At 70.7% G+C, this 25,828-nt stretch carries 17 protein-coding genes; 7 read left to right on the forward strand and 10 right to left on the reverse strand.

Features of this window, described 5'->3' with window-relative positions:
• Positions 1 to 5: 5 nt before the first annotated feature.
• From HNR57_RS05260 to HNR57_RS05290, 7 genes are all read right to left on the reverse strand, one after another.
• Entirely contained in the window at positions 6 to 1,616 is a 1,611-nt protein-coding gene (locus HNR57_RS05260; protein WP_184556839.1) for a fused response regulator/phosphatase, read from the reverse strand.
• An 88-nt stretch (positions 1,617 to 1,704) separates the two neighbouring features.
• Positions 1,705 to 7,110, reverse strand: a complete 5,406-nt coding sequence (gene pulA / locus HNR57_RS05265; RefSeq protein WP_184556842.1) for a pullulanase-type alpha-1,6-glucosidase — start codon at positions 7,108 to 7,110, stop codon at positions 1,705 to 1,707.
• A 291-nt stretch (positions 7,111 to 7,401) separates the two neighbouring features.
• Entirely contained in the window at positions 7,402 to 8,775 is a 1,374-nt protein-coding gene (locus HNR57_RS05270; protein WP_184556845.1) for an alpha-amylase, read from the reverse strand.
• Between the two features lie 119 nt (positions 8,776 to 8,894).
• On the reverse strand, positions 8,895 to 10,604 hold the full coding sequence (locus HNR57_RS05275; RefSeq protein ID WP_184558815.1) for a glycoside hydrolase family 13 protein: 1,710 nt from the start codon (positions 10,602 to 10,604) through the stop codon (positions 8,895 to 8,897).
• A 146-nt stretch (positions 10,605 to 10,750) separates the two neighbouring features.
• The gene (locus tag HNR57_RS05280; RefSeq protein WP_184556848.1) at positions 10,751 to 11,659 is read right to left on the reverse strand and encodes a sugar ABC transporter permease; all 909 of its coding nucleotides are present in this window, start codon (positions 11,657 to 11,659) and stop codon (positions 10,751 to 10,753) included.
• A 14-nt stretch (positions 11,660 to 11,673) separates the two neighbouring features.
• Positions 11,674 to 12,678 carry a carbohydrate ABC transporter permease gene (locus tag HNR57_RS05285; RefSeq protein ID WP_184556851.1) on the reverse strand — a complete coding sequence of 335 codons (1,005 nt, stop codon included), beginning with the start codon at positions 12,676 to 12,678 and terminating at the stop codon, positions 11,674 to 11,676.
• Between the two features lie 124 nt (positions 12,679 to 12,802).
• Positions 12,803 to 14,071 (reverse strand): extracellular solute-binding protein, encoded by a 1,269-nt coding sequence (locus HNR57_RS05290; RefSeq protein WP_184556854.1) that lies wholly within the window; start codon positions 14,069 to 14,071, stop codon positions 12,803 to 12,805.
• Between the two features lie 390 nt (positions 14,072 to 14,461).
• On the opposite strand from HNR57_RS05290, the gene HNR57_RS05295 reads away from it, so the two are divergent.
• Positions 14,462 to 15,496 (forward strand): LacI family DNA-binding transcriptional regulator, encoded by a 1,035-nt coding sequence (locus HNR57_RS05295; protein ID WP_184556856.1) that lies wholly within the window; start codon positions 14,462 to 14,464, stop codon positions 15,494 to 15,496.
• Positions 15,497 to 15,589: 93 nt separating this feature from the next.
• Positions 15,590 to 16,495 (forward strand): phosphatase PAP2 family protein, encoded by a 906-nt coding sequence (locus tag HNR57_RS05300; RefSeq protein WP_184556858.1) that lies wholly within the window; start codon positions 15,590 to 15,592, stop codon positions 16,493 to 16,495.
• Here HNR57_RS05300 and HNR57_RS05305 read toward each other — a convergent pair.
• Complete coding sequence (locus HNR57_RS05305; RefSeq protein ID WP_184556861.1) at positions 16,474 to 19,482, reverse strand: bifunctional [glutamine synthetase] adenylyltransferase/[glutamine synthetase]-adenylyl-L-tyrosine phosphorylase; 3,009 nt, start codon at positions 19,480 to 19,482, stop codon at positions 16,474 to 16,476. The two genes, HNR57_RS05300 and HNR57_RS05305, sit on opposite strands and share 22 nt — an antisense overlap.
• 337 nt (positions 19,483 to 19,819) lie before the next feature.
• Here HNR57_RS05305 and HNR57_RS05310 point away from each other — a divergent pair, with 337 nt between their 5' ends.
• The gene (locus HNR57_RS05310; RefSeq protein ID WP_184556864.1) at positions 19,820 to 20,266 is read left to right on the forward strand and encodes a VOC family protein; all 447 of its coding nucleotides are present in this window, start codon (positions 19,820 to 19,822) and stop codon (positions 20,264 to 20,266) included.
• A 66-nt stretch (positions 20,267 to 20,332) separates the two neighbouring features.
• Positions 20,333 to 20,956, forward strand: a complete 624-nt coding sequence (locus HNR57_RS05315) for a VOC family protein (RefSeq protein WP_184556867.1) — start codon at positions 20,333 to 20,335, stop codon at positions 20,954 to 20,956.
• Positions 20,957 to 20,996: 40 nt separating this feature from the next.
• Here the strand turns inward: HNR57_RS05315 and glnA2 are convergent, their stop codons facing one another.
• Positions 20,997 to 22,358, reverse strand: coding sequence for a gamma-glutamylpolyamine synthetase GlnA2 (glnA2, locus tag HNR57_RS05320; RefSeq protein WP_031131671.1), 1,362 nt, complete (start codon positions 22,356 to 22,358; stop codon positions 20,997 to 20,999).
• Positions 22,359 to 22,655: 297 nt separating this feature from the next.
• Here glnA2 and HNR57_RS05325 point away from each other — a divergent pair, with 297 nt between their 5' ends.
• Complete coding sequence (locus tag HNR57_RS05325) at positions 22,656 to 23,843, forward strand: globin domain-containing protein (RefSeq protein ID WP_184556870.1); 1,188 nt, start codon at positions 22,656 to 22,658, stop codon at positions 23,841 to 23,843.
• Here HNR57_RS05325 and HNR57_RS05330 read toward each other — a convergent pair.
• On the reverse strand, positions 23,840 to 24,286 hold the full coding sequence (locus HNR57_RS05330) for an RrF2 family transcriptional regulator (protein ID WP_184556873.1): 447 nt from the start codon (positions 24,284 to 24,286) through the stop codon (positions 23,840 to 23,842). The two genes, HNR57_RS05325 and HNR57_RS05330, sit on opposite strands and share 4 nt — an antisense overlap.
• A gap of 207 nt (positions 24,287 to 24,493) precedes the next feature.
• On the opposite strand from HNR57_RS05330, the gene HNR57_RS05335 reads away from it, so the two are divergent.
• Entirely contained in the window at positions 24,494 to 25,162 is a 669-nt protein-coding gene (locus tag HNR57_RS05335; protein ID WP_184556876.1) for a thioredoxin-like domain-containing protein, read from the forward strand.
• Entirely contained in the window at positions 25,159 to 25,779 is a 621-nt protein-coding gene (locus HNR57_RS05340; RefSeq protein ID WP_184556879.1) for a DUF305 domain-containing protein, read from the forward strand. Before HNR57_RS05335 ends, HNR57_RS05340 begins: the two co-directional genes overlap by 4 nt.
• Positions 25,780 to 25,828 lie beyond the last annotated feature (49 nt).

The raw sequence follows: 25,828 nt of genomic DNA on the forward strand, positions 1-25,828 counted from the left end.
TCAGCCTAGACAGGCTCCAACCGCAGGGCCAGCATCGCGATGTCGTCCTCGCGGTCGCGGCCGAAGCAGCCCAGCAGCACGTCGCAGAGGGTGTCGAGGCCGGGCGGGGCGTCGGCGGCGGCCGTGCGGAGCTGGTCCATGGAGGTCGTGATGGGGATGCCACGGGTCTCGATGAGGCCGTCGGTGACCATGAGCAGACGGTCGGTGCGGTGCAGGCGGAACTCGGTGGCCGGGGGCCGCTCCAGGCCCAGTCCGAGCAGCGGACCGCAGGCGTCGGCGTACCGGGCGTCGCCTCCGGCGCGCAGGATCAGCGGCGGGATGTGGCCGGCGTTGGCGACGCGCACCCGTCCGCTGCCAGGGTCGACCAGCGCCAGGCACGCGGTGGCCGTGACGTCGGGGTGGTACTCCTGGAGCATCCGGTCGAGCCGCGCGGCCAGCACGACGGGGTCGCTCTCGTCGACGCAGTAGGCGCGCAGGGCGTGGCGGATCTCGACCATGACGGTGGCCGCGTCCAGCGAGTGCCCGACGACGTCCCCGACCGCGGTGAGCACCCCGTCGCGGGTGCGCAGGGCGGCGTAGAAGTCGCCGCCGATCTCGGTCTGCTCGGAGGCCGGCACGTAGCGGACGACGATGTCGACGCCCGGCAGGTGCGGCAGCTTGTGCGGCCGGGGCAGGAAGCTGCGCTGGAGGGTGAGGGCGACGTGCCGCTCCACCTGGTACATCAGCAGCGGTTCGGCGGCGAGCGCGGTGGCCTGGGCGAGGCGGGCGCGCAGCCCGTCGTCCGCGGGGTCGCTGACCGCCGTCCGCCGGACGGGCGTGGCGAGGCACACCGTCGTCCGGCCGTCCTGGGCCGTCGCCACGGTCACGCGGGCGTCCTCCTCGACGCCCCGCCGGAAGATCCCGGCCGGCCACAGCGGCGCGGGGACGACGGTGGTGTGCACGCCCGTGCGGCCCTCCGCGAGCCGGGTGACCAGCCGTGCCGCCGCCTGGTGGGCGTCGCAGTCCGCGTCCGCCGGGCGGCCCCGGGCCGTGCCGCGGTACGGCTCGCCGTCCGGGCCGACGACGAACACCACGGCGGGTGAGGCGGTGAGGCGCGCGGTGCCCTCGGCGGCCGCGGTGGCGAGTTCCCGCGGGCAGCGGGCCGCCTGCACGGTGATGACGGACTCGGCCAGCAGCGTCAGCCGGTGCACGGTGGTCTCGGCGCCCGTGGTGCGGCGGGCCCCGCGTACGGCAGCCCGGACGACGGCCTGGATCTCCCGTGGCTCGGCGGGCACGGTCAGATAGGCGTCCCCGCCGGCGTCGAGCCCCCGGCACCGGTCACCGGGTGCGGTCGCGGCGGCGGAGAAGTGCACGACGGGCAGCGCGGCCATGGGCGGCTGGGCCCGGACCCGGCGGCACAGTTCGAAGCCGCTCATGTCGGGCAGGCCCACGTCGACGAGGGCCACGTCGGGCAGGGTGCCGTCCCGTAGCCGTACGTCGAGTTCTATGAGGGCCTCGCCGCCGCTGGCGACGGGCACGACCCGGTGGCCGGCCCGTTGCAGCACCGCGCCCATGGCGTACCGGCTGGCCGCGACGTCGTCCACGACCAGCACGGTGGTGCCCGGGCTGTGTTGCATGCCGCTGGCGTCCCTCCCGGTGGCCCCTCGGAACGTATGACGGTGGGACGGACCGTGAAGCACGGCCCGCCCCACCCAACGTAGTGCGCTATCCGGCGGTACGGGTGAAGACGGCGACCGTGCGCCCCGGAACGGCGAACGTGCCCGATTCGGCGGCGCAGGAGGAGGACTTGACGATAGAGTCCGCCCCCGCCGCCTGGACCGGATGCAGCCGGTACCCCGCGCCGGCGAGCGCCGGCACGCGCTGTTCCTGCCGCTGCGGTGTGGCGTTGAAGACGATGACGAGGTCACCGAGCCGCATGGTGATCACGCCGGGCGTCTCGTCCGTGCCGGACAGCGGGAAGGAGAGCCGGGACTGCACCTGTGCGGCCGTGCCGAGGGAGAAGTCCTTCTCGGTGCTCCGGATCCGCAGCAGGTCGCGGTACGCGGCCGAGGTGCCCTCGATCTGCTCGCAGCCCACCTCGACCTTGGTCAGCAGGGGCTTGGCGTACGGCCACTTGTCGGCGTTGTCCGCCGCCATGGGCAGGCCGCGGCCGAAGCCGTTGCCGTCCTCGCACCTCCAGTGGACGGCGTTGAACCAGTCGCCGCTGTCGTAGGAGTTGCGGTCCAGGGACTTGGACCGCAGCAGGTCGGTGCCCGCCTGGGAGAGGGCTGGGCCCTGCGAGAGGGTGGCCGTCGCCATGGCCAGGACCTGCATCCGGGCCCGGTCGGCCGCGCTCGTCGTGGCGGGCAGTTTGAAGGCGAGCGCGTCGAACAGGGACTCGTTGTCGTGCGCGTCGGCGTAGGCGAGGGCGTCGCCGGGGGCGTCGGCGTAGCCGGCGGGGGCGCCGTTGTAGTCGACCTCGGAGCCCTTGACCTCCTTGCCGGCGGTGTCGGTGAAGCGGTAGCCGGCGAGGTTGCCGGACAGCCCGACCTTGATCAGGTCCTGGTAGTGCAGCAGCCGGGCCTTCTGCTCGGCCGGAGTGCCGTTGTTCTTCGAGGAGTTGGGGTCGGTGTACAGACCGGACGCGAAGCCCTGGACGCCGGGGTCCTCGTCGAAGGGGCCGCCGCCGCGCACGGCGTCACGGGCGCGGTCGGAGAAGGTGGCGATGCCGGTGCCGGCCATGTTCTTCTGCGTGGCCTGGGTGAACCGGGCGTCGTCGGCGATCTCGCCGAAGTTCCAGCCCTCCCCGTAGAGGATGATCTTCTTGCCGTCGACGCCGTCCTTCTCCGGGGTCAGCGCGTCGAGGGCCTTCCTGACCGCGAGGATGTTGGCCTTGGGGTGGTGGCCCATGAGGTCGAAGCGGAAGCCGTCGACCTTGTACTCCTTCGCCCAGGTGACGACCGAGTCGACGACGAGCTTGCCCATCATGGCGTTCTCGGTGGCGGTGTTGGCGCAGCACGTGCTGTTCGCGACGGAGCCGTCGGCGAGGAGCCGCTGGTAGTAGCCGGGCACGATCCGGTCCAGAACGGAGGTGTCCGCCTGGCCGCTCGCGGCGGTGTGGTTGTAGACGACGTCCATGACGACCCGCAGCCCGTCGTCGTTGAGGGCCCTGACCATCTTCCGGAACTCGACCGTACGGGCGGTGCCGTCCGGGTCGGTGGCGTACGAGCCCTCGGGGACCGTGTAGTGGTACGGGTCGTAACCCCAGTTGTAGGCGTCCTTCGCGGCGGTCTTCCCGACGCACTCCTGCTGCTTGTCGGAGTCGGCAGGGAAGGAGGCCAGGTCACAGTCGGGCTTCGCCTGGTCGGCCCTCTTCTCCGGGATGGTGGCGATGTCGAACGCGGGCAGCAGATGCACGTACGAGGTGCCCGCCTTCGCCAGCTCGCGCAGGTGCTTGCTGCCGTCACTGGCCTTGTCGGTGAAGGCCAGGTAGGTGCCGGGGTGCTTCGCCGTGCGGTCCTCGACGGAGAAGTCGCGGATGTGCAGCTCCTGGATCTGCGCGTCCCGCAGCGGTACGGCCTTCGGCTTGGTGTACGCCGACCAGCCGGAGGGCTTGAGCGCCTTGTCGTCCAGGTCGACGACTAGGCTGCGCTGGGAGTCGGCGGTGAGGGCGAGGGAGTAGGGGTCGGTGACCTTGTTGGTGACGACCTTGCGGACGCTGGGCGCCCAGACCTTGACGACGTACCGGTAGGGCTTGCCCTTCCAGGACGTCGGGCCGGTGACGGACCAGACGCCGGTGCCGGCGTCGCGCTTCATCGGCACGGTGGAGTCACCGATCTCCAGGGACACCTGCTGGGCGGTCGGCGCCCACACCGACAGCGTGGGACGGCCCTTGTCGAACGTCGGCCCCAGTTCGGCCTTGGTGGCGCCGGGGTACAGGTCGTCGAGGACTCCGGCGATCTGCACGCCGGTCGCGGCGAGCACCGCGCCGTTCACCGCGTGCCGGGTGGCGACGACCTGGCCGCGCAGGGCCTCGCGGACCCGGTCGCGGTCGCGCGGGTCGACGGTCCAGGCGTCGTACTCCTTCAGATGCGGGAACTTCGCCTTCTGGGCGTCGGACAGCTCGCTCTTCGACAGACGCAGCCACTTCGCGTCACCGGTCAGGGCGCCGTCCTTCACCGCGATCGAGCCGTCACGGGCGTAGAGCAGCTGGGTGGAGGCGGCGGCGTCGGAGCCGTTCCAGGCGAGGGTGTTCCGGTCGATCCAGACGGCCTTGGACGTGGTCAGGTCGAGGGCGGCAGCGCTGCCGGCGGGCTGCGGGAGCAGGTACTTCTCCTGGCCGCTCACCAGCCACACCTCGTGGCCGTTCGCCTTGAGGTCGAGCGACTGGTCGGCGGGCAGGTCCTTCTCGTCGCCCTTGTGCAGGATGTAGCTGAGGCTGGTGGCTCCGTCGGTGAGCGGTACCTCGAAGACTGCGCCATAGGAATCAGTCTTGACCGGTTCGAGGGGCTTCGACCACTCGGTGGGGTTCGCGGCGCCGGTCCAGACGTGCAGGCCCCAGCCGTCGTAGTTCCCGTCGGCCCGGTGGTAGTGCAGGACGGCCTTGCTCTTGTCGGGCGCCGGATACTCGGGCCGCTCGGTGGTGACGGTCTCCTTGCCCTGCTCGATCCAGATCTCGCCGGTCTTGGTGACGTCGATCGTCCGGTCGGCGGCGACGTCCTTGGTGCCGTCCTTGTCGATGACGAGGAAGCCGACGTTCGAGGCACCGGGCTTGAGCTTCACCCACGCGAAGGCGCCGTAGGCGTCCCGGCCGGTGAAGGGGTGGCTGTCCGGCCACTCGGTGGCCTCGCCCTCGGCCAGGTCGCCCCAGGCGTACAGCCCCCAGTCGGCGTAGTCGCCGTCGGCGCGCTTGTAGTGCACGATCGCGTAGTCGCGGGAGGAGGCGGTGGGCGGCTCGGGGGCGGGCGGGGTACCGGTGGTGGAGGACGCCAGGGCGCTCGCGGTGCGGCCGGCCGAGTCGATGACGACGGCCTTGTAGCGCAGGGCCGTGCCGGGCGCCACGTTCTTCCCGATGGTGTGGGTGACCTTGTACGGGGCGTGGTCGGCGGAGCCGAGGGTCTGCCACCTGCCGTTGCCGGTCTGCGCGGCGAAGACGACCCGGTTGAGCTGCCCGCCGTCCACATCCGCGGAGACCTCAGCGGTGCCGGTGGCGCCGGCGGCCGGGGCCTTCAGGGTGATCGTGGGCGCGGTGGCGGGCTTGGCGAGCCTGCCGGAGGCCTTGAGGACGATCGCCGAGCCGGCCGGGACGGTGACGGTGAGCTTCTTGTCGCCGTCGCTCTTCGGGGCGGCGCTGGTGCCGTGGATGCCCTTGAAGGTCATGCCGGCCGAGCCGGTCGGGAAGGTCGCCGTCTTCGCCTCGCCGGCGTTGTTGAAGGCGACGACGTACTCGGTGCCGTTCTTCGCGTCGGTGCGGGAGAAGGCGTAGACGCCCGGGCCGTCGGCCGCGTACCGCTGCTGCTGGACGCCGTCGGTGAGGGCCGGGTTGGCCTTGCGGAGCGCCGCGAGGGCGCTGATCTGCCGGTAGAGCGGCGACCGTGTGTCGTAGGCGTCCTCGGCGTGGGTGCGGTCGGTGCCGATGCGGTCGTCGTCGAGGTAGTCGGCGGTGCGCGAGGCGAACATGGTCTGCCGGGCGTCCTTGTCGCCGCCCGGGCCGGTGAAGCCCTGCTCGTCGCCGTAGTAGACGACGGGGTTGCCGCGGCTGAGGAACATCAGCTCGTTGGCGAGCTTGTCCTTCGCGAGGAGCTCGGCGTCGGTGGCCTTCGGGTCGTCCTGCTTCAGGAAGGACCCGATCCGGCCCATGTCGTGGTTGCCGAGGAAGGTGACCTGCTCGTACGCGTTGGCCTTGCCGGTCGTGTACTTGTAGTCGTCGCCGAAGACGCCGGCGAGTTTCTGCGCGCTCGCGCCCTGCGAGGCGTACTGGCGGGCCGCCTCCTGGAAGGGGAAGTCGAGCGTGGCGTCGAGGCGGCCCTGGGTGACGTACGGGGAGGTGACGTCGGTGTCGGCCGAGTACACCTCGCCGAACATGAAGAAGTCGTCGCGGCCCTGCTTGGCCGCGTAGGCGTCGAGGGCGGTGGCCCACTGCGTCCAGAACTCCATGTTGACGTGCTTCACGGTGTCGATCCGGAAGCCGTCGACGTCGAAGTCCCGCACCCAGCGCTGGTAGATCTTCTCCATGCCCCGCACGACCTCGGGGCGCTCGGTCCACAGGTCGTCGAGCCCGGAGAAGTCGCCGTGGGCGGAGCTCTCACCGGCGAAGGTGGAGTCGCCGCGGTTGTGGTACATCGTCGGGTCGTTGAGCCACGAGGGGACCTTGACGTTCTTCTTCGCCGCGGGGACGGTCGGCGTCCGCGGGAAGGAGTCGCCGTCGACCTCCGGGAAGTCCCGCTTCCCGTCCGCGTAGTCCGCGTCGTCGAAGGGCCTGCCGTCCTTCGTCAGGTACGGGAACGCGCCCTTGGACAGGTAGTCGTAGGACTTCTCCTCGTAGTCGACGACGTCCGCGGTGTGGTTGGTGATGACGTCGAAGAAGACCTTCATGCCCTTGGCGTGGGCCTTGTCGATGAGGGTTTCCAGGTCCTTGTTGGTGCCGAAGTGCGGGTCGACCTGGGTGAAGTCCGTGATCCAGTAGCCGTGGTAGCCGGCCGAGGCGTTCGCCCCGGTGCCCTGCACGGGCTGGTTCTTGAAGATCGGGGCCATCCAGAGGGCGGTGGTGCCGAGGCCCTTGATGTAGTCGAGCCGCTTGGTCAGGCCCTTGAGGTCGCCGCCCTGGTAGAAGCCCTTGTCGGTGGGGTCGTAGCCGGTGGCGAGGCGGGAGCCGGTCAGGCCGCCCTTGTCGTTGCGCGGGTCGCCGTTGGCGAAACGGTCCGGCAGGACGAAGTAGAACTGCTCACGGGTGGCGTCGTGCCGGGCGGGCTCGGCGGCCAGCCTGGCGTCGGACGGGGGCGCCGGCGGGGTGGCCGCCCCGGCGGCGAGCGGCTGGACGAGTGCTGCGGCCAGCGCGGTGGCGGTGACCGCGGCGACCCGTCCGGTACGGGCGGTTCTGCGCCTCGCGGGCGCACGCCATCTCGGTATCACTGACGTGGACTCCTTGCATCGCGGCTCTCTCGGGTCCGACCCCGCGCGACCGTATCGCCGCCGAAACGCTTACAGCAAGAGTCCTGAAACTGTTGGTAAGAACTTTCAACAGTCCGTCAGCAGGTCGTGTCCTGTGTCATGGGAGCGCCCCCAGAGGTATGCGGTCGCCCCTCGGGACTTCCGAGGGGCGAGTGTCCGAGCTTGGACAGCGTTCAGGGAGGTGCGACTGGGAACGTAGGGCAGCGTTCCGGAGGCGTCAATGCCGTCCGCCCCGCAACCGGGCCTGTGCGTCTAGCAGTTGGACTTTCCCGCATAGATCGCCAGGGCCGTGTTCGAACCCAGCGTGGCCGTGAACTGGCCGCCGGAGTTCACCGTCACCGCCGTGTTGTTCTGCACGTTGCAGTACGTCCCCGCGGGCAGCGAGGTCTGGTAGGTCCGGGTCAGGGAGCCCGGCTCGTGGTTGATGGCCACGAAGCCCTTGCCGCCCCGGCCGAACGCGATGGCGTCGCCGCCGTTGTCCCACCAGTTGGTGACGGCCTGACCCCGGGTGGCGTTGCGGAAGCCGACCATGGACTTGATCTCCGGCCAGTTGTGCTGGCACTTCCAGCCGTTCAGCCAGCAGGCGTTCACCTGGCCGCCGTTCGGCGGGCCGGCGTCGTGGTCGGAGAACTCGTAGCCGGAATTGATGTCCGGGGCGCCGTAGGGCCAGGCCAGCATGAAGACGTTGGCGAGGGTGTAGTTGGCGTTGTCCTTGTAGCTGAGGGTCGAGCCGTTGCGCTCGGTGTCGTGATTGTCGACGAAGACCCCGGAGACACCGCTGCTCATGTAGCCCCAGCCCTCGCCGTAGTTCTTCAGGTAGGCGAGGTTCTCGTTGTTGAAGACCCGCTTGAGGTCGTACGCGTACCGGAACTCCTGCACGTCCCCGTTGCCCGTGTACTCGGTGGGCTGGACGGCCTCACCGCTGCCGTGGATGACCTCCTGCTTCCAGTACGCCGACGGGTTGTTCAGCCGGGACCTGATGTTCGCCAGGTCGGCGGCGTCCATGTGCTTGGCCGCGTCGATGCGGAAGCCGTCGACGCCGAGGGAGAGCAGGTCGTTCATGTAGCCGGCGATCGCGCCGCGGACGTAGTTCTCGCCCGTGTCGAGGTCGGAGAGACCGACCAGTTCGCAGTGCTGGACGTTCCAGCGGTCCCGGTAGTTGCTGATCTGGCCCGTGCAGTCGTCGAAGTCGAACGACGAGTACAGGCCCGGGTAGTCGTACTTCGTGTACGACGAGCCGCCGGTGCCGGTGCCGCTGCCGGCCGCCATGTGGTTGATGACGGTGTCCACGACGACCTTCACACCGGCCGCGTGGCAGGTGCTGACCATGTTCTGGAACGCCGCGCGGTCGCCGAGCCGGCCGGCGATCTTGTAGCTGACCGGCTGGTACGAGGTCCACCACTGCGGGCCCTGTATGTGCTCGGCGGGCGGCGAGACCTGGACGTAACCGTATCCGGCGGGCCCGAGGGTGGTGGTGCACTCGCGGGCGATCGAGGCGAAGTTCCATTCGAAGAGGACGGCGGTGACGTCCTTGGTGCCAGGTGGGGAGGCCTGTGCACCAGTCGGGTTCATGACAACCGCAGCCGCGGCGAGCGCGACGGCGGCGGAGAGATGTCTGCGTGCCATGTGGGGTTTCCTTCTTCGTTGAAGGCTCTTGCTGCAAGGTTCAGAAACCTTGCGGTGACGCAGATGTTAAAGGCCCGCCGCCCGAAAGGGCAGCGGGCCGTACGAAATTCAAAGGAAAATCAGGCGGAGGCCCCCGGAGCCGGGGTGATCGCGGTGGTCCACCACACCGTGGTGTCGGCCGGCACCTTCGCCTCGTCGTCGACCTCGACGATCTCGCCGCTCGCCACCAGCACCCGGCCGTACGCCGGCATCGCCACCGACTCGCCGGTGGTGTTGGCCACGCACACGAACTCCCCGCGCCGGAAGGCCAGCACGCCCTCGGGCGCCCGCAGCCACTCCACGGACGTGCCGGCGCCGAGGTCGGGCTGCTCGCGGCGCACCGCGAGCGCCGCCCGGTACAGCTCCAGCGTCGAACCGGGCACGCCGGTCTGCGCCTCGACGCTCAGCTCGCCCCACCCCTCGGGCTGCGGCAGCCAGCTGCCGCCGTCACCGAAGCCGTACGAGGAGCCCGTCCGGGTCCACGGGATCGGCACCCGGCAGCCGTCGCGGAAGCCGTCCTGGCCGGCGCCCCGGAAGTACGCCGGGTCCTGGCGCACCTCGTCCGGCAGGTCGACGACGTCGGGCAGGCCGAGCTCCTCGCCCTGGTAGACGTAGGCCGAGCCGGGCAGCGCCAGCATCAGCAGGCTCGCGGCCCGGGCCCTGCGCAGCCCCAGCGCGCGGTCGCCGGCCAGGCGGATCTGGGTGCCGAGGCCGGGCGGGTTGGCGAACCGGGTGGCGTGCCGGGTGACGTCGTGGTTGGACAGCACCCAGGTGGCCGGGGCACCGACCGGGCGCATGGCCTCCAGGGTGCGGTCGATGACCTCGCGCATCTCCTCGGCGTCCCAGTGGGTGCTGAGGTACTGGAAGTTGAAGGCCTGGTGCAGCTCGTCGGGGCGGACGTAGTGGGCGGTGCGCTCGATGGTCGGCGTCCACGCCTCGGCGACGAAAATCCGCTCCCCCGCGTACTCGTCGAGGATGAGCCGCCACTGCCGGTAGATCTCGTGCACGCCCTCCTGGTCGAAGAACGGCATGACATCGTTGCCCAGCAGCTTCACCTGGTCGTGGGATCCAAGGTCGGGCAGCCCCTCCGCCTTCACCAGGCCGTGGGCGACGTCGATACGGAAGCCGTCGACGCCCATGTCCAGCCAGAAGCGCAGGATGGAGCGGAACTCGTCGCCGACCGCCGGGTGCTCCCAGTTGAAGTCGGGCTGCTCGGGGGCGAAGAGGTGCAGGTACCACTCGCCGGGCGTGCCGTCGGGTTCGGTGACGCGGGTCCAGGCCGGGCCGCCGAAGATCGACTCCCAGTCGTTGGGCGGCAGGTCGCCGTTCTCGCCCTTGCCGGGGCGGAAGTGGTAGCGGTCCCGCAGCGAGGAGCCCGGGCCCTCGGCGACGGCCCGCTTGAACCACTCGTGCTGGTCGGAGGAGTGGTTGGGCACCAGGTCGACGATGATGCGCAGGCCCAGCCGGTGGGCGTCGCGGATCAGCGCGTCGGCGTCCAGGAGGTTGCCGAACATGGGGTCGACGGCGCGGTAGTCGGCGACGTCGTAGCCGGCGTCGGCCTGCGGCGAGGCGTAGAAGGGGCTGAGCCATACGGCGTCCACGCCGAGGTCGCGCAGGTACGGCAGCCGGGTGCGGACACCCTCCAGGTCGCCCATGCCGTCGCCGTTGCTGTCGGCGAAGCTGCGCGGGTACACCTGGTAGATCACCGCGTCCCGCCACCAGTCGCGGCGCTTGGCGACGGCCGTGGCGGACGTGGGGGTGGGGGCAGGTGCAGCTGAATGCTGGCTCATGTCGTCCTTGATGCGTAACAGGATGTCGGTCATGGAAGGCGTGGGTGGGGTGACGAGGCGGCCGCGGCACAGCGGGGTCGGATGGGCGCCGCGGCCGCCTCGGGCTGGTGGTGGTGCCGTTCGGCGGTGCCCCGGGGGGCACCGGATCACCCCTTCGTGCCGCCGGCGGTCAGCCCGGTCACCAGGTTCTTCTGCACGAGGTAGAAGAAGACGGCGGCCGGTATCGCGATCAGCACAGCCGTCGCGGCCATCAGGTTGCGCTGCGCGTCGTGTTCGCTCACGAACGTCTGCAGACCGACGGCGAACGTGTACTTGTCGTCGCTCAGCATGAACGTCGAGGCGAACGCGACCTCACCGAAGGCCGTGAGGAAGCTGTAGAAGGCCGCGACCGCGAGCCCGGGCTTGGCGAGCGGCAGGATGAGCCGCGCGAACGTGCCGAAGGGGGTCAGCCCGTCGACGCGCCCCGCCTCGTCGATCTCGAACGGGATGGTGTCGAAATAGCCCTTCATCAGCCAGGCGCAGTACGGCACGATCGTGGTGCAGTTGACAAGGATGAGACCAAGGTAGCTGTCGATGAGCTGCAGATCCGAGAGGATCTGGTACATCGGCACGATCAGTACCGCGATGGGGAACATCTGGGTGACCAGCAGCACCCACATCAGCTTCCGGTAGCCCGGGAAGCGCATGCGGGAGACCGCGTATCCGGTCGACGCGGCGACGACGACACCGATCAGCGTCGTGCCCAGCACGACGATCAGCGTGCTCTTCAGCCAGTCGAAGAACCCGGTGTCCTGGAGGACGAACGCGTAGTTGTCGAGCGTGATCTTGCCCCAGATGCGCCCGGGGTGGAGGTAGTCGTCCTTGTCCGGTCCGAGGGACAGGAAGAACAGCCAGGCGACCGGGAAGAGCGCGGTCAGGCTCGCCACGATCAGCACGGCGTGCGAGGCGAGGGAGGCCGCACGGCTCTGCTCGCCGCGCCGGCGCGTCCTGCCGGGGGCGCCCGCGGGGCGCTGCTCGCCCGCCGCGGCGGGGGTCTCGACGGTGGTCGTACTCATTTCGGACTCCTGCCTCAGATCGCGAGCTGCTGCTCGTTGCGGTTCAGCCAGCGGCGGTAGAAGGAGGTGAAGACGATCAGGATGGACAGCAGCAGGATTCCGTAGGCGGCGGACTGGGCGTAGTCGCGCGGCTGCTGCCCGAAGCCCAGCTGGTAGGCCCAGGTGACGAGGATCTGGGCGTCCGGGGCGGTGTTGCCGAACAGCAGGAAGATGATGGCGAACTGGTTGAAGGTCCAGATGACGCCGAGCAGGACGACCGTGGTGCTGACGGACCTGAGGCCGGGCAGGGTGACGTAGCGGAAGCGCTGCCAGGCGTTTGCGCCGTCCATCTCCGAGGCCTCGTACAGGCTCGCGTCGATCGACTGCAGGCCGCCGAGGAGCGAGACCATCATGAACGGCACACCGCACCAGGTGTTGACCATGATCGCGGAGAACCGCTGCCAGAAGGTGTCCTCCAGCCAGGACGGCGTCGGCAGGTGCAGGAACTCCAGGCCGGAGTTGATGATGCCGCCGTCGGCGAGCATGAACCGCCAGCCGAACACGGTGACGAAGGTCGGCACCGCCCAGGGCAGCACCAGGATCATCCGGTAGAGGGTGCGGCCGCGCAGCTTCTGGTTGAGCAGCAGGGCGAGGCCGAGACCGATGCCGTAGTGCAGGGCGACACAGGCCGCCGTCCAGAAGATCGTCCACAGGAAGTGCGACCAGAAGCGGTCGTACGCCGTCGGGCCCCACAGGATGTCGGCGTAGTTGTCCAGGCCGATGAACTTGTAGGTGGCGTCGATCTCGTTGACGCCGATGGTGCGGGCGGTGTTCAGGCTGGTGGCGTCGGTGAGGGTGAGGTACAGGCCGTAGCCCAGCGGGTACAGCACGAGGACGGCCAGGACGATCGCCACCGGGGCGATCATCGCGTAGGCGTACCAGTGCTTGTGGAGGCCGTTCCTCAGCCGCTGCACCGGCCCGGGCTTCGGTTCCCGCTCACCGCGCCGCTTGCCGGTCGCTCGGTCGATGGCGACTGTCATGGTTCGACACCTTCTGGAAGTTCAAGGAGTTCGGAGGGGAGCTGCCCGGGTCCACGCGCAGGCACGGCCGGTGGCCGCCGGATCCCCTCCCTCATGACAGGGGGATCCGGCGGCCACCCGGCACTCACTTGGAGAAGTCCGGCACCAGCTTGGCGATGGCCGTCTCGGCGTTGCCGAGGCCCTTGTCCAGGGACACCTTGCCGCCGGCGATCTTGATCAGCTCGTCGTCGAGGGGACCCCACAGGGAGCTGTACTCGGGCAGGGCCGGGCGCGGCTGGGCGGCGGAGAGCACGCTCTGGTAGCCGGCGATGCCCGGGTCGGCCTTGACCTCGGCGGTGTAGGCGTCCTCGCGCGTGGGGAGCGTGTTGTTCTTCAGCGCGATGGTCTCCTGGGCCTTGGCCGAGGTCATGAACTTCACGAACTTCAGCGAGGCCTCCTGGTGGGCCTTGTCCGAGCCCGCGTACACGGAGAGGTTGTGGCCGCCGGTCGGGGCGCCCGCCTTGCCGGTGGAGCCGGCCGGGACGGTGGCGATGCCGAGGTTGTTCTTGTCCTTGAAGGCCGAGCCCTTGTAGAAGTTCGTGATCTCCCACGGGCCCTGGATGATCGAGGCGACCTTGCCGCTGACGAACGCCTCCTGGATGTGGGCGTAGGCGTCGGCGGTGGTGTCGGCCTTGTGCAGGCCCTTGCCCTTGAACAGGCCCTGCCAGGTGCCGTAGGCCTTCTTGGCCTCGGGCGAGGTGACGGTGATCTTCTTGGCGTCGGCGTCGACCGTGTCGGTGCCCTCGCCGTAGAGGAAGGACTGGGCGTAGTAGGCCTGGGTGGAGCCCCAGTAGCCGTCGACGCCGGTCTTGTCCTTGATGGCGGCGGCGGCCTTCTTCAGGTCGTCCCAGGTCTTGGGGGCCTCGATGCCGGCCTTCTTGAACAGGGCCTTGTTGTAGACGAGGGCGAGGGTGTCCGTGGTGAAGGGGACGCCGTAGGTCTTGCCCTCGTACTTGGCCTGCTCGATCAGGCTGGGCTGGAACTTGTCCTGCTCGGCGAGGGCCTCGGTGCCGTCCAGCGGCGCGAAGAAGCCCTTCTTCGCGAAGGCGGGGGTCCAGCCGACCTCGGAGCGCAGCACGTCGGGGGCGCCCTTGGAACCGGCGGCGGTGTCGAACTTGTTCTGCGCCTGGTCGAAGGGGACGTTGACGTACTTGACCTTGATGTCCTTGTTGGCGGCCTCGAACTCCTTGACCAGGGCCTGGTACGTCGGCGCCTCGTTGGTCGCGTTGGAGGTGTCCCACCAGGTGATGGTGACCGGGCCGCCGGCCTCGTCGCCGCTGTCGCTTCCGCCGCAGGCCGTCGCCGCCAGGGCGAGGGACGCCACCAGCGCGGTGGCCGCTATGCCACGCCGCATGAGTTCTCCTTGAGGGTGAAGCCCGTTCGTGCTGCCGACTGCGCCGTTGGCGGCCGGGCGTCGGTGAGATTAGCCGCGCTGGAAGGACTTGCGAAAGACCTTGCAGCAAAAACTTGCAAGCGGTGCGGATGGTTATCCCGCCGTGACCTCACCTCGATCGCCCTGAAGCCCGGAGTTACCGCTGATCGACGGGCAGTCGGACAGCTGTGCAAGACTCTGCAAGCACTTGCCATCCGTCTCCGCCGGGGGAATCATCCGTTGCGGATCGGGCGCCGACCACGAGTTTCGAGGACCGCGATGACCAAGCCACCCGCAGCGGGCCGTGCGACGGCGCGCACCAGGCGTCCCGTCGGTGTGCAAGGAGAACCCCGGCCGCTACAGTCCAGTGCTGTGACCACACGGCTTGCCGACATCGCTGTGCAGGCGGGGGTGAGCGAAGCGACCGTCAGCCGCGTCCTCAACGGGAAGCCGGGCGTCGCCGCCACGACCCGCCAGTCCGTGCTGGCCGCTCTCGACGTGCTGGGCTACGAACGCCCGGTACGCCTGCGCCAGCGCAGCGAGGGGCTGGTCGGGCTGATCACCCCGGAGCTGGAGAACCCCATCTTCCCGGCCCTGGCGCAGGTCATCGGCCAGGCGCTGACGCGGCAGGGCTACACACCGGTGCTGGCCACCCAGACGCCGGGCGGCTCGACGGAGGACGAGCTGACGGAGATGCTGGTGGACCGCGGGGTCGCGGGCATCATCTACGTCTCCGGACTGCACGCGGACACCACCGCCGACATGCAGCGCTACGACCGGCTGCGCGCCCAGGGCGTGCCCTACGTCCTGGTGGACGGTTTCTCGCCGAAGGTGCAGGCGCCGTTCATCTCCCCCGACGACCGCGCCGCGATGAGCCTCGCGGTCACGCACCTGGTGTCCCTGGGGCACACCCGGATCGGCCTGGCCCTCGGGCCCAAGCGGTTCGTGCCGGTGCAGCGCAAGATCGAGGGGTTCGTGCGCACGGTGCAGGACCAGTTGGGCCTGAGCGCCGAGACGGTCGAGTCGGAGCTGGTGCAGCACTCCCTGTACACCCTTGAGGGTGGTCAGGCGGCGGCCACGGCGTTGATCGAGCGGAACTGCACGGCCGTGGTGTGCGCCAGCGACATGATGGCGCTGGGCGCGATCCGGGCGGCCCGGCAGCTCGGTCTGGACGTGCCGAAGGACATCTCCGTGGTCGGCTTCGACGACTCCCCGCTGATCGCCTTCACCGACCCGCCGCTGACCACGGTCCGCAAGCCGGTCCCGGCGATGGGGCAGGCCGCCGTGCGCACGCTGCTGGAGGAGATCGGCGGGACGCCCGCGCCGCACAGCGAGTTCGTGTTCATGCCCGAACTGGTGGTGCGCGGTTCGACCGCTTCGGCTCCCGGGGACCGCGCTCGCTCCTGAGGCCTGCGGCTTGATTTCGCCGTAGGACATGCGGCCCGCACGGGGCCGCGGGATGATCGGTGGGTAAGTCCTTTTCTGGCAGACTTTGCGCCTATGGGTGAAACGACCGTAACGAAGCCGGAGGGCATGGAAGCGGCCCTCCCGGACCCTGTTGCGGCCGATCCGGGGCGTGGTCCGCTGCGCCGGCTGCGGACCCCGCACCGGCCCCGGTTCTGGTTCGAGATCCTGCTGATCGCGGTGAGTTACTGGACGTACTCGCTCGTCCGCAACGCCGTGCCCGAGCAGAAGGCCGAGGCGCTGCGCAACGCCGACTGGATCTGGCGGGCCGAGCACCACGTGGGCATCGCCGTCGAGGAGTCGGTCAACCACGCCGTGAACTCGGTTCATTGGCTCATCGTCGGGATGAACTACTACTACGCGACGCTTCACTTCATCGTCACGCTGAGTGTCCTGGTGTGGCTCTACCGTCGCCATCCCGGCCGCTACGCGGCGACCCGGCTGGTGCTGTTCGCGACCACGGCCGTCGCCCTGGTCGGTTACTACGTGTATCCGCTGGCGCCCCCGCGGCTGATGAACGGCGGCGGCTTCATCGACACGGTCATGGTCCACCAGACCTGGGGTTCGATGGCCTCCGGCGACCTGAAACACATGTCCAACCAGTACGCCGCGATGCCGTCGATGCACATCGGCTGGTCCGTGTGGTGCGGGCTGACGATCTTCGCCCTGGCGAGCGTGCCCTGGGTGCGGGTGCTGGGCCTGCTGTACCCGGCGCTGACGCTGGTGGTCATCGTCGCCACGGCCAATCACTTCTGGCTGGATGCGGTCGGTGGCGTGCTGTGCCTGGCCTTCGGGTTCACGGCCGCGCGGCTCTGGTACGGGAGGCAGCCCTACGCACTGCCGCGGACGGTGCCGCCCCGCGGGCGGGGCGGCGCACGGGAACGGGATGAGGACGGGCCCGCGGCGCGGACCGGCAGTCCTCAGCGCTCGGCGGCCCCGTAGAACAGTTCCTCCATCACGCCCCGCGCCCTGCGCGCGGTCCGCCGGTAGCCGTCGAGCATGTCCCCGACGTGGCCGGGGCCGTAGCCCAAGTACCGTCCCACCGCGGCCAGTTCCCTCGGGTCCGAGGGGAAGGTGTCGCCGGCCCGGCCGCGGACCAGCATCACCGCGTTGCGGACGCGGGTCGCGAGGACCCAGGCCTCGTCGAGGGTCGCCGCGTCCTCGCCGGTGATCAGCCCGGCGGCCCGGGCCGCGGCCAGGGCCTCACGGGTGCGGGTGGTGCGCAGGCCCGGCTCCGCCGAGCCGTGCCGCAGCTGCATGAGCTGCACGGTCCACTCCACGTCGGACAGGCCGCCCGGCCCGAGCTTGGCGTGCAGCTTGGGGTCGGTGCCGCGCGGCAGCCGCTCGGACTCCATGCGGGCCTTCAGCCGCCGGATCTCGCGCACGGCCTCGTCGGCGAGCCCGTCCGCCGGGTAGCGCAGCGGGTCGATCAGCTCGATGAAGCGACGGCCCAGGTCCTCGTCACCGGCGACGGGCTCGGCCCGCAGCAACGCGTGCGACTCCCACGTCAGGGCCCACCGGCGGTAGTACGCCTCGTAGGACGTGAGGGTGCGGACCAGCGGCCCGGACTTGCCCTCGGGGCGCAGGTCGGCGTCGATGAGCAGGGGCGGGTCGGCGCTGGGGAGCTGGAGCAGGCGGCGCATCTCGGAGACGACCTTGTTGGCCGCCTGGGCCGCTTCCCGCTCCTCGACGCCGTCGCGTGGTTCGTGCACGAACAGCACGTCCGCGTCGGAGCCGTAGCCCAGTTCGTGGCCGCCGAACCGGCCCATGCCGATGATCGCGAACCGGGTGGGCAGGTCGTCGCCCCAGCCGTCCCGTACGACCGCGCGGAGCGTGCCGGCGAGGGTCGCTGCCGTCAGGTCCGACACCGCCGCCCCGACCAGGTCCACCAGGGCGCCCTGATCGGCCTCGGCGGGCTGCTCCTCGGTGCCGTAGGAGCCGACGATGTCGGCGGCGGCCGTGCGGAACAACTCGCGGCGGCGCACCCCGCGGGCGGCCGTGACCGCTTGGGCGGCGCCGTCGGCGCGTTTCACGGCGGCGAGTATCTCCTGCTCCAAGTGGGCGCGCGGCCGCGGTTCCAGGCCGCCGCCGTCCCCGTCGCCGAGCAGCGCGACCGCCTCCGGGGCGCGCATCAGCAGGTCGGGCGCGAGGCGGCCGGCGGACAGGACCCGGGCGAGGTTCTGCGCGGCGGCGCCCTCGTCCCGCAGCAGCCGCAGGTACCAGGGCGTCTTGCCGAGCGCATCCGAGACCTTGCGGAAGCCCAGCAGGCCCGCGTCCGGGTCGGCCGAGTCGGCGAACCAGCCGAGCAGGACGGGCAGCAGGGTGCGCTGGATGGCCGCCTTGCGGGTGACGCCGGAGGCCAGGGCCTCCAGGTGGCGCAGGGCGGCGGCCGGGTCGGCGTAACCCAGGGCGACCAGGCGTTCGCGGGCCGCCTCGGTGCTGAGCCGGGCCTCACCGGTGGCGAGCTGGGCGACCGCGTCGAGCAGCGGCCGGTAGAAGAGCTTCTCGTGCAGTCGGCGGACGACCCCCGCGTGCCGCCGCCACTCGCGGTGCAGGTCGGCGACCGGGTCCGTGCGCAGGCCGAGGGAGCGGCCGATGCGGCGCAGCTCGGCCTCGTCCTCGGGGACGAGGTGGGTGCGCCGCAGCCGGAACAGCTGGATGCGGTGCTCCATGGAGCGCAGGAAGCGGTAGGCGTCGTCGAGCTGGGCCGCGTCGGACCGGCCGACGTAGCCGCCGGCGGCGAGGGCGCCCAGCGCGTCCAGCGTCGTACCGCTGCGCAGGGAGGTGTCGGCCCGGCCGTGCACCAGCTGGAGCAGCTGCACGGCGAACTCGACGTCCCTGAGGCCGCCCGGGCCCAGCTTCAGCTGGCGGTCGATCTCGGCGACGGGGATGTTCTCCACGACCCGGCGGCGCATCTTCTGCACATCGGGCACGAAGTTCTCGCGTTCGGCGGCCTTCCACACCAGGGGCTGGACGGCGGCGACGTACTCCTCGCCGAGGCCGAGGTCACCGGCCACCGGGCGGGCCTTGAGCAGCGCCTGGAACTCCCAGGTCTTGGCCCAGCGCTGGTAGTAGGCCAGGTGGCTGGAGAGGGTCCGCACGAGGGGGCCGTTGCGGCCCTCGGGCCGGAGGTTGGCGTCGACGGGCCAGATGGAGCCCTCGACGGTCGTCTCGGAGCAGATCCGCATCATGTGCGAGGCGAGCCGGGTCGCGGCGCGTACGGCCTTGGTCTCGTCGGTGCCCTCGGTGGCCTCCCCGACGAAGATGACGTCCACGTCGGAGACGTAGTTCAGCTCGTGGCCGCCGCACTTGCCCATCGCGATGACCGCGAGCCGGCACTGCTCGGCGTCCTCCGGCGCGGCCGCCTCGGCGATGGAGAGGGCGGCGCGCAGGGTGGCGGTGGCGAGGTCGGCGAGCTCGGCGGCGGACTCGGCGACGCCGGTGGTGCCGCAGACGTCCCGGGCGGCGATGGACAGCAGGCAGCGCCGGTAGGCGACCCGCAGCGAGACCGGGTCGGTGGCCTCCGCGAGACCGGCCTCGAACTCCTCCACCCCGGGGTGCAGGTCGTACGCCTCGTACATGACGAGCGCCTGCCAGTCGTCCGGGTGCCGGGCGAGGTGGTCGGCGAGGGCGGTGGAGGCGCCGAGGACGCCGAGGAGGCGGTCGCGCAGGGGTTTGGCCGCGATCAGGGTGTCGAGCAGTTCCCGGCGGGCGCCGGGGCTCTGCTGGGCCTCCAGCAGCCGGACGAGGCCGAGCAGCGCGAGATCGGGGTCGGCGGTGGCGCCCAGTGCCTCCAGCAGCACCGGGTCGTCGCGCAGGGGCGCGAGCTCCGGGCTGTCCAGGAGCCGCTCGGCGGCGGAGGGGTCGGTGAAACCGTGCCGCAGCAGCCGCGTGAAGGTACTGCTCCTGCGCCCCGGCGCCGCCGTCATCCGGGCCTCCCTCGCACTGTTTCCTCGGACATGGGTCGGATCAAGGTCGTACCGCTTTGAGCGTAACCGCACGGGCCGGGGGAGGCGCCGGGGAGTTCGGCAGGCGGACGGGGTGCGCGTGTGGCCAGGCGGACTGGCCGTGCGGGGGAGGCGGAGTACGGCGGCCGGCGGCGTTCCGGGGGACGCGAGGGCCATTTCCGCCACGGCACCGGTCCGGTGGCCGTCCACTCGGTGGCGCCGCCCGGCGTTTTCGGCTTCGGTGAGGGAGAGCCGTTCAGCCCGCTTCGGCCGGACCCGCTGACCGGTTCCCGTACGGCCGGACAAAGGAGTCATGCCCATGGACATCACCCTGGAAGTCATCCCGCTGCCCGTGTCCGACATCGACCGCGCCCGGGACTTCTACCGGGACAAGGTCGGCTTCCACGTGGACATCGACCAGGAGGTCATGCCCGGGATGCGGATCGTCCAGCTGACCCCTCCGGGTTCCGGCTGCTCGATCGCCCTGGGCGAGTCCATCTGGCAGATGACGCCCGGCCCCACCCCGGCCCCGGGCTCCTACCAGGGCCTGCAGCTGTGCGTCGCCGACATCAAGGCGGCCCATGCGGAGCTGGTCGCCCGCGGCCTCGACGTCTCGGAACCGGTGCAGTACGCCCCGGACGACGGCGCCACGTTCATGCACTTCCAGGACCCGGACGGCAACGGGTGGGCGGTGCAGGAGTACCGGCGCCGGGCCACCGAGCCGCTGCACCAGCTGCTTGCGGACCTGAAGCGGCAGCAGGCCTGAGAACGCGGGGAGAGCCGGTCAGGAATCGAGAAGCACGGGTGCCGGAGCGCGATTAGCGTCGTTGTCATGACTTCCATCGCATCCGTCACCCTCGAGGTGGCCGACCCCGCCGCAGCCGACCGCTTCTACTCCGCCGCCTTCGGTCTGGGCGACCGGCTGCGCCTGCGGGCGTCGGAGGCACCGACCTCCGGCTTCCGCGGGTTCACGCTGTCCCTCGTGGTCGCCCAGCCTGCCGACGTGGACGCCCTCCTCGACGCGGCCGTGCGGGCCGGTGCGACGACGCTGAAGCCCGCCGCCAAGTCGCTCTGGGGCTACGGCGGCGTCGTCCAGGCCCCCGACGGGACGATCTGGCAGCTCGCGTCGTCGTCGAAGAAGAACACCGGCCCGGCGACCCGGCAGGTCGACGAGTTCGTCCTGCTCCTCGGCGTCGAGGACGTGAAGGCCAGCAAGCAGTTCTACGTCGAGCACGGCCTGGCCGTGGGGAAGAGCTTCGGCGGCAAGTACGTCGAGTTCGCCACCGGCGGCCCCGTCAAGCTGGCCCTGTACAAGCGCCGCGGCCTCGCCAAGGTCGCCGGCGTCTCCCCCGACGGCACCGGCTCCCACCGCCTGGCCATCACAGGCGACGCCGGGCCGTTCACCGACCCGGACGGATTCGCCTGGACGACCGCGTCGGAGAACGCGTCGGTGTGACCTGCACCGGCGGACACCCGCCGGCCCCGGCGGAGGGGACCTACAGCGCCGGCAGGTTCTTCCGCAGCTCGAACGCCGTGACCTCGCTGCGGTACTCCTCCCACTCCTGCCGCTTGTTGCGCAGGAAGAAGTCGAAGACGTGCTCGCCGAGGGTCTCGGCGACGAGGTCGCTGCGTTCCATGAGGGTCAGGGCCTCGCCGAGGTTCTGCGGGAGCGGCTCGATGCCCATGGCGCGGCGCTCCGCGTCGGAGAGGGCCCAGACGTCGTCCTCGGCGCCCGGCGGGAGCTCGTAGCCCTCCTCGATGCCCTTGAGGCCGGCGGCCAGCAGCAGCGCGTACGCCAGGTACGGGTTCGCGCCGGAGTCGATGGAGCGGACCTCCACCCGGGCCGAGCCCGTCTTGCCGGGCTTGTACATCGGGACGCGGACGAGCGCCGAGCGGTTGTTGTGGCCCCAGCAGATGTACGAGGGGGCTTCGCCGCCCGCGCCCGCGGTGCGCTCCGCGCCGCCCCAGATGCGCTTGTAGGAGTTGACCCACTGGTTGGTGACCGCGGAGATCTCCGCCGCGTGCCGCAGCAGGCCCGCGATGAAGGAACGGCCCACCTTGGAGAGCTGGTACTCCGAGCCCGACTCGTAGAAGGCGTTGCGGTCGCCCTCGAAGAGCGACAGGTGCGTGTGCATGCCGCTGCCGGGGTGCTCGGAGAAGGGCTTCGGCATGAACGTGGCGTGCACGCCCTGCTCCAGCGCCACCTGCTTCATGACGAGGCGGAACGTCATGACGTTGTCGGCCGTGGACAGTGCGTCGGCGTAGCGGAGGTCGATCTCCTGCTGGCCCGGCGCGCCCTCGTGGTGGGAGAACTCCACCGAGATGCCCATGGACTCCAGCATGGTGATCGCCTGGCGGCGGAAGTCCATGCCGACGTTGGTCGGGGTGTGGTCGAAGTAGCCGGAGTTGTCGGCCGGAGTGGGCCGGGAGCCGTCCAGCGGGCGGTCCTTCAGCAGGAAGAACTCGATCTCCGGGTGGGTGTAGAAGGTGAAGCCCAGGTCGGAGGTGCGGGCCAGGGCGCGCTTGAGCACGTAGCGCGGGTCGGCGAAGGACGGGGAGCCGTCCGGCATGAGGATGTCGCAGAACATGCGGGCCGTGCCCGGGGCCTCCGCGCGCCAGGGCAGGATCTGGAAGGTCGACGGGTCCGGCTTGGCGATCATGTCGGACTCGTAGACCCGGGCGAAGCCCTCGATCGCGGAGCCGTCGAAGCCGATGCCCTCGTCGAAGGCCTGCTCCAGTTCGGCCGGGGCCACGGCGACGGACTTGAGGAAGCCCAGCACGTCCGTGAACCACAGGCGTACGAACCGGATGTCGCGCTCCTCCAACGTCCGGAGCACGAACTCCTGCTGCTTGTCCATCTTCCGCTTCCCCATCCTTGCTGGTCAGGCCGCCTTCTCTTCCGTACCACGGGAGGCGGTCGGGCACCTGAGCATCCCACCACACCTCCATTTCGTACGCGTTGCGGACCATGATCGCCCGGCCGGCCCGGGGTCGAACGCCTCGCGTACGGCGGGTGAACTGCTCTTCCGCCCCATAGTGCCTGCTCGCACCGACATCCGTAACGGCCGGTTCCCTTCGCTGCGCCACCCGCTTAATTTGCATCTCAGATGCAACTTTAATTAGCGTGCGTACAGTCGAGCCTTGAGGAGCCCCAGATGCTGTCCGAGCAGTCCGCCGCCACCGTCCGCGCCACACTCCCCGCCGTCGGTGCGGCCCTCGGCACGATCACCGAGCGCTTCTACGCCGGGCTGTTCGCGGCCCACCCCGAGCTGCTGCGGGACCTGTTCAACCGGGGCAACCAGGCCTCCGGCACCCAGCGCCAGGCGCTGGCCGGTTCCGTCGCCGCGTTCGCGACGCACCTGCTGGACCACCCGGAGCAGCGGCCGGACGCCATGCTGCAGCGCATCGCCCACAAGCACGCCTCGCTCGGCGTCACGCCGGAGCAGTACGGCATCGTCCACGAGCACCTGTTCGCCGCCATCGCCGAGGTGCTGGGCGACGCGGTCACGCCCGAGGTCGCCGCCGCCTGGGACGAGGTCTACTGGCTGATGGCGAACGCGCTGATCGCCGTGGAGCGGCGGCTGCGCGAGGAGCGCGGCGGACACAGCTGGCGGAGCTGGGAGGTCGTCGAGCGGATCCCCGAGACCGCGGACGTCGCCACGTTCCGGCTGCGGCCGGCCGACGGCGGCGTGGTGCGGGACTTCCTGGCCGGCCAGTACGTCTCCGTCCGCGTCACCCTCGCCGACGGCGCCCGGCAGATACGGCAGTACAGCCTCTCCGGGGCGCCCGGCCCGGACCTGCGGCAGATCAGCGTGAAGCGCGTGCGCGAGCCCGGCGCCCCCGACGGCGAGGTCTCGAACCACCTGCACGCGCGCGTGCGGACGGGCGACGTCCTGGAGCTGTCCGAGCCGTACGGCGACCTGGTCCTGGACGCCGGCCCCGACACGCCCCTGCTGCTGGCGTCGGCGGGCATCGGCGTGACCCCGATGACCGCGATGCTGGCGCACCTGGCCGACTCGGGGCACCGCGCCCCCGTCACCGTCGTGCACGCCGACCGCTCCCCCGCCACCCACGCCCTGCGCGCCGACCACGAGGCCTGGGCGGCCAAGCTCCCCGACGCGGCCGTCCACCTCTGGTACGAGCAGGACGCCCCGGCGGGCACCCGCACCGGCCTGGCCGACCTCACCGGCGTCGCACTCGCCCCGGGCACGCGCGCGTACCTGTGCGGTCCGCTCCCGTTCATGCGGGCGGTGCGGTCCCAGCTGATCGCCAAGGGCGTGGCCCCCGCCGGCATCCACTACGAGGTGTTCGGCCCCGACCTGTGGCTGGCGGGGCAGGCCTAGGCTCCGGGACCGGGACCCCGCGAGATCCCCAGCAGCAGCGCCCCCGTCGGCTCCGCCACGATGTCCTCCACCGTGACCGGGTCCAGTGAGGCGAAGAACGCCTCCTGGGCCCGGCGCAGGGCGCCGCGCAGGCGGCAGGCGGAGTTGAGGGGGCAGGGGGTGGGGCCGTCGCAGTCGACGACGTCGCCGCTGCCCTCGAAGGCGCGGACCACGGCTCCGACCGAGGCCGTACGGCCCTGCTCGGTGAGCGTGAGGCCGCCGCCGCGGCCGCGGCGGGCCTGCAGCAGACCCATGTGCTGGAGTTCGGCGACGACCTTCGCCAGGTGGGTGTACGGCACGTCCATGCCGTCCGCGACGTCCCGGGTCGTCGGACTCGACCCGCCCGCGACGGCGAGCCGCATCAGGACCCGCAGGGCGAGGTCGGTGGAGCGCAGCAGCCGCATGCAGGCAGCGTAGGTAATGGGATTCTCCGGTTCAAATTATCCGGCGGGAGAGCGCGGGAGAGGGGCGCCGGGAGCGGTGAAGCTGTCGTGCAGCTGTCGGTGCCGTATCGATTCGGCCCATTCCGGCGGCCGCTCTACGAGGCGCCCCGTCTCCCCCACTACGATCAGCCCACCCGACCGTCACTTTTCCCACGAAGGACACACCTCATGGGCTCCGCCAAGAAGGCCAGCACGTCACGCAAGGCTCGAATAGAGGAGATGCGGCGCGCCGAGCAGGCCCGTGAGCGCCGCAACCGGATCCTCACCATCGCGGCCAGCCTCGTGATCGTGACCGGACTCGTCGTCGGCGGCGTCGTGCTCGTGCGGTCCCAGGACGACGGGGCCAGTGACACCGCGGCGGCGAAGGACTCCTCCGGCAAGGGCACGTTCGTGACGGGCAAGGACGGCGTGAAGACCTGGGAGGGGAAGCTGGCCCGCAACCACGTCACCAAGGCCGTGAAGTACGCCTCCGAGCCGCCGGTCGGCGGCGACCACAACCCGGTCTGGATGAACTGCAACGGCGACGTCTACACCGAGCCGGTGAAGAACACCAACGCCGTGCACTCGCTGGAGCACGGCGCGGTGTGGGTGACGTACAACGCCTCCGCGAAGAAGTCCGACGTCGACGCGCTCGCGGCGAAGGTGAAGAAGACGCCGTACACGCTGATGAGCCCGGTGGACGACCAGAAGGACCCGATCATGCTCTCGGCGTGGGGCCACCAGCGCACGGTGACGGGTGCGGGCGACCCGAACGTGGACAAGTTCTTCGAGAAGTTCGTCCAGGGCGAGCAGACCCCCGAGCCGGGCGCCGCCTGCACGAACGGGCTGTCCAAGTGAGGCATGCCGGACTGGTCGCAGGGGCCGCGGCGGCGGCGCTCGTCGCGGCCGGTGCGATCACCTACGCCGTCGCCGGGGACGATGGCGGCGGCAGGACGCCCTCCGCCGAGTCCGCGGACGCCGGGTTCGCGCGGGACATGGCGGTGCACCACCAGCAGGCCGTGGAGATGTCGTACATCGTGCGCGACCGCACGAAGGACGAGGAGGTCCGGCGCCTGGCCTACGACATCGCGCAGACGCAGGCCAACCAGCGCGGCATGATGCTCGGCTGGCTCGACCTGTGGGGCCTGCCGAAGGTGTCCTCCAAGCCGCCGATGACCTGGATGGACATGGGCGGTATGGCCTCCGCCAAGGACGGCGCGCTGATGCCCGGCATGGCGACCAACTCCGAGATGAAGAAGCTGGGCGAGCTCAGCGGGAAGCAGGCGGAGGTCTTCTACCTCCAGCTGATGACGGACCATCACAAGGGCGGCGTCCACATGGCCGAGGGCTGTGTGGACCGGTGCGTGGTGGGTGTCGAGAAGCGGCTCGCGCAGGGCATGGTGGACGCGCAGCAGTCGGAGATCCTGCTCATGGCCGACATGCTCAAGAAGCGCGGCGCCGCACCGCGGTCCTAGCTGTGGCGGGCACGTAAGCCTCAAATCACCCTGCCTGGCAGGCTCTTGG

The organism is Streptomyces paradoxus, from assembly GCF_014202475.1.
GTDB lineage: Bacteria > Actinomycetota > Actinomycetes > Streptomycetales > Streptomycetaceae > Streptomyces > Streptomyces paradoxus.

Excerpts from the sequence above, each read along its gene's own strand:
- HNR57_RS05260 (WP_184556839.1), bottom strand. The coding sequence starts at position 1,616 with ATGCAACACAGCCCGGGCACCACCGTGCTGGTCGTGGACGACGTCGCG.
- HNR57_RS05270 (WP_184556845.1), bottom strand. The coding sequence starts at position 8,775 with ATGGCACGCAGACATCTCTCCGCCGCCGTCGCGCTCGCCGCGGCTGCG.
- HNR57_RS05275 (WP_184558815.1), bottom strand. The coding sequence starts at position 10,604 with ATGAGCCAGCATTCAGCTGCACCTGCCCCCACCCCCACGTCCGCCACG.
- HNR57_RS05280 (WP_184556848.1), bottom strand. The coding sequence starts at position 11,659 with ATGAGTACGACCACCGTCGAGACCCCCGCCGCGGCGGGCGAGCAGCGC.
- HNR57_RS05285 (WP_184556851.1), bottom strand. The coding sequence starts at position 12,678 with ATGACAGTCGCCATCGACCGAGCGACCGGCAAGCGGCGCGGTGAGCGG.
- HNR57_RS05290 (WP_184556854.1), bottom strand. The coding sequence starts at position 14,071 with ATGCGGCGTGGCATAGCGGCCACCGCGCTGGTGGCGTCCCTCGCCCTG.
- HNR57_RS05300 (WP_184556858.1), top strand. The coding sequence starts at position 15,590 with ATGGGTGAAACGACCGTAACGAAGCCGGAGGGCATGGAAGCGGCCCTC.
- HNR57_RS05305 (WP_184556861.1), bottom strand. The coding sequence starts at position 19,482 with ATGACGGCGGCGCCGGGGCGCAGGAGCAGTACCTTCACGCGGCTGCTG.
- HNR57_RS05310 (WP_184556864.1), top strand. The coding sequence starts at position 19,820 with ATGGACATCACCCTGGAAGTCATCCCGCTGCCCGTGTCCGACATCGAC.
- HNR57_RS05315 (WP_184556867.1), top strand. The coding sequence starts at position 20,333 with ATGACTTCCATCGCATCCGTCACCCTCGAGGTGGCCGACCCCGCCGCA.
- glnA2 (WP_031131671.1), bottom strand. The coding sequence starts at position 22,358 with ATGGACAAGCAGCAGGAGTTCGTGCTCCGGACGTTGGAGGAGCGCGAC.
- HNR57_RS05325 (WP_184556870.1), top strand. The coding sequence starts at position 22,656 with ATGCTGTCCGAGCAGTCCGCCGCCACCGTCCGCGCCACACTCCCCGCC.
- HNR57_RS05330 (WP_184556873.1), bottom strand. The coding sequence starts at position 24,286 with ATGCGGCTGCTGCGCTCCACCGACCTCGCCCTGCGGGTCCTGATGCGG.
- HNR57_RS05335 (WP_184556876.1), top strand. The coding sequence starts at position 24,494 with ATGGGCTCCGCCAAGAAGGCCAGCACGTCACGCAAGGCTCGAATAGAG.